This window comes from Mesorhizobium hunchu, assembly GCF_040081975.1.
GTDB classification, from domain to species: Bacteria; Pseudomonadota; Alphaproteobacteria; order Rhizobiales; family Rhizobiaceae; genus Mesorhizobium; species Mesorhizobium hunchu.
Genome location: NZ_JBEBMG010000026.1, coordinates 1 through 3006 on the forward strand (window position 1 = coordinate 1; position 3006 = coordinate 3006).

Genomic DNA, 3006 nt, shown 5'->3' on the forward strand with positions numbered 1-3006 from the left:
CCTGTAACGGCAGGTGTTTCACACTGCCTCCGGTTTGATCGGAGGCATTTGTTTTGGATGTTGGTCGTGGAGACGATTGCGAAGATACGTCGGCTGTCGCTGGTTCAGGGGAAGTCGATCAAGGAGATCTGCCGTGAGTTGCGGATATCACGGAAGGTGGTCCGCAAGGTGCTTCGTTCCGATGCGACCGAGTTCCGGTATGAGCGTCAGCACCAGCCGAAGCCGAAGATCGGCCCATGGCAGATGCAGCTCGATGCCCTGCTGGACGGCAACGACGCGAAGCAGAAGCGCGAGCGGCTGACGCTGATCCGCATCTATGAGGAACTGCGGGCGCTGGGCTACGAGGGCAGCTACGACGCGATCCGGCGCTACGCCAAGGGCCGGGAGAAGGCTCGCGGTGCGGCAATGGCCGAGGCCTACGTGCCGCTGTTCTATCCCCCGGGCGACGCCTACCAGTTCGACTGGAGCCACGAGATCGTCCTGATCAGCGGCGTCACCGTGACCGTGAAGGTCGCCCATGTCCGGCTCTGCCACAGCCGCATGATGTTCGTCAGGGCCTATCCGCGCGAGACGCAGGAGATGGTGTTCGACGCCCACGACCGGGCCTTCGCCTTCTTCGGCGGCGCCTGCACGCGCGGCATCTACGACAACATGAAGACGGCGGTGGAGACGGTCTTCGTCGGCAAGGAGCGGCAATACAATCGCCGCTTCCTGCAGATGTGCAGCCATTATCTGGTCCAGCCTGTCGCCTGCACGCCGGCGTCGGGCTGGGAGAAGGGTCAGGTCGAGAACCAGGTCGGTCTTGTGCGCGAGCGCTTCTTCACGCCCAGGCTGCGCTTCAAGAGCTACGAGGAGCTGAACGCCTGGCTGCTCGACAAGTGTGTCGCTTACGCCAGGGCCCACCGCCATGTCGACCAGCCGGAGCGCACGATCTGGGAGGTGTTCGAGGAGGAGCGCGCCAAGCTGGTGGAGTATCGCGGTCCCTTCGACGGATTCCACACCGTTCCCGCCTCGGTGTCGAAGACCTGCACCGTGCGCTTCGACAACAACAAATACTCGGTGCTGTCGACCGCGGTCGGCCGGCCTGTCGAGATCCATGCCTATGCCGATCGCATCGTCATCCGCCAGGACGGCACGATCGTGGGCGAACATGCCCGCTCGTTCGGCCGCAACCAGACGATCTACGATCCATGGCATTACGTTCCGGTTCTGGCCCGCAAGCCCGGCGCGCTGCGCAATGGTGCGCCGTTCCAGGGCTGGGAGCTGCCGCCGGGAATGGAGCGGGTGCGGCGCAGGCTGAAGGCCGCCGACGATGGCGACCGGCAGATGGTGGCGATCCTGACGACGGTGCTGTCCGACGGTCTCGACGCCGTCGAGGCTGCCTGCCAGCAGGCGCTCGCCGAGAACGTCTGCTCGTCCGCCGTCATCCTCAACATCCTGGCCCGCCGGCGCGATCCGGCGCCGGCCGTCACCATCCTCACCCCGGATGCGCTTCGCCTGGCTCACGAGCCGCAGGCCGACTGCGCTCGCTACGACAGCCTCAGGAGGGCAAGCTGATGGAACGCACCCAGGTTCTGGACCTGATGGGAACGTTGAAGCTCTACGGCATGCGTGGCGCTTACGACGAGATCATGGCCACCGCCATCAAGCGCCAGCACGAGCCGCCGAGGGTCGTCGGCGACCTGCTGTCGGCCGAGATCGCCGAGAAGCAGGCCCGGTCCATCAAATACCAACTCACCGTCGCCAAGCTGCCGCTGGCCAAGGACATCGACGACTTCGACTTCGCCGACACGCCCGTCAACGAGGCCCTGGTCCGCGACCTCGCCACCGGTGCCTTCATTGCCGACCAGCGCAACGCCGTCCTCATCGGCGGCACCGGAACCGGCAAGTCGCATCTGGCCATCGCGATCGCCCGCGCACTCATCCGCAGTGGCGCCCGCGGCCGCTTCTTCAACGTCGTCGATCTGGTCAACCGCCTCGAGACCGAGCATCGCGCCGGCAAGCAGGGACGCATCGCCGATTACTTGACCCGGCTCGACTTCGCCGTGCTCGACGAGCTCGGCTATCTTCCCTTCGCCCAGGCTGGCGGGCAACTGCTCTTCCACCTGATCAGCCGGCTCTACGAACGCACCTCCATCATCGTCACCACCAACCTCGCCTTCGGCGAGTGGCCGGCCGTCTTCGGCGACGCCAAGATGACCACGGCACTGCTCGACCGCCTCACACACCACTGCGAGATCATCGAGACCGGCAACGAATCCTGGCGCTTCAAGAACCGCTCTCAAAACTAAAGCCGGGGAGCCTAACCAACGCGCCCGACCGGGCTGCGCAACCCCGACCAGCTCCACCCGGTCGGGCGCTTACCGTCGTGCCCCAAAAGGGGGTCAATATTGGACGCCGATCCGGGGTCAACTTTGCGCGCCGATTGACATTGGACCCGAGAAGCGGAACGGCCGCTTTTGGGCGAGTGGGGCATGAAAGCAGATGGGGCATGAAAGCAGACGTTCGGCGTCATTTGCCGCTCCAGATCCCGATCAAGTGAATTCAATCGTCGTAAGACTCGTCAGTATCCAATTGGAAAATCTCGGAACAAAACAGAAACAATGCTTGTAAGCCCCGGTTCTTTTCGCGTACTCTCACCTCGATACAAGGGGCGCGGGGACAATGAGCAATACCGATTACGACATAGATTTCAGGTTTTTGTCAGATGAGCCTGAAGGAGCGGACGGGTTTTCTGGAAAAGGCCATGAAAGGTCAGCGCGGGCTCTTGCTAATGCCATTGTAAAGTTCTCGAACGATGATCGCTCGATCGGCCTAGGTTCAATCGACATTCAGGATTCAGTTCTGTTGAGGAATGTGATTCATGGGTTTCCAGGTTGATTGATCTGGAGGCCCATGATGTCGAAGCCCAAGCGGTACGAACTGACACCTGAGCAATGGCGGCGGATCGGGGATTTGCTGCCCGGCAAGCCCAGCGATCCGGGCCGTTCTGGGGGTGATAACCTT

At 62.7% G+C, this 3006-nt stretch carries 1 protein-coding gene and 1 pseudogene; both read left to right on the plus strand.

Annotated features, from left to right (window positions below):
• Positions 1–57 precede the first annotated feature (57 nt).
• A pseudogene (istA, locus tag ABMA46_RS21330) lies at positions 58–1551 on the plus strand (IS21 family transposase); the annotation flags it as partial.
• A 5-nt stretch (positions 1552–1556) separates the two neighbouring features.
• Positions 1557–2291 (plus strand): IS21-like element helper ATPase IstB, encoded by a 735-nt coding sequence (istB, locus tag ABMA46_RS21335; protein ID WP_286723114.1) that lies wholly within the window; start codon positions 1557–1559, stop codon positions 2289–2291.
• The last annotated feature ends 715 nt before the right edge of the window (positions 2292–3006 follow it).

Bases quoted from the DNA above. Each gene is read 5' to 3' on its own strand.
- istB (WP_286723114.1), top strand. From the start codon at position 1,557: ATGGAACGCACCCAGGTTCTGGACCTGATGGGAACGTTGAAGCTCTAC.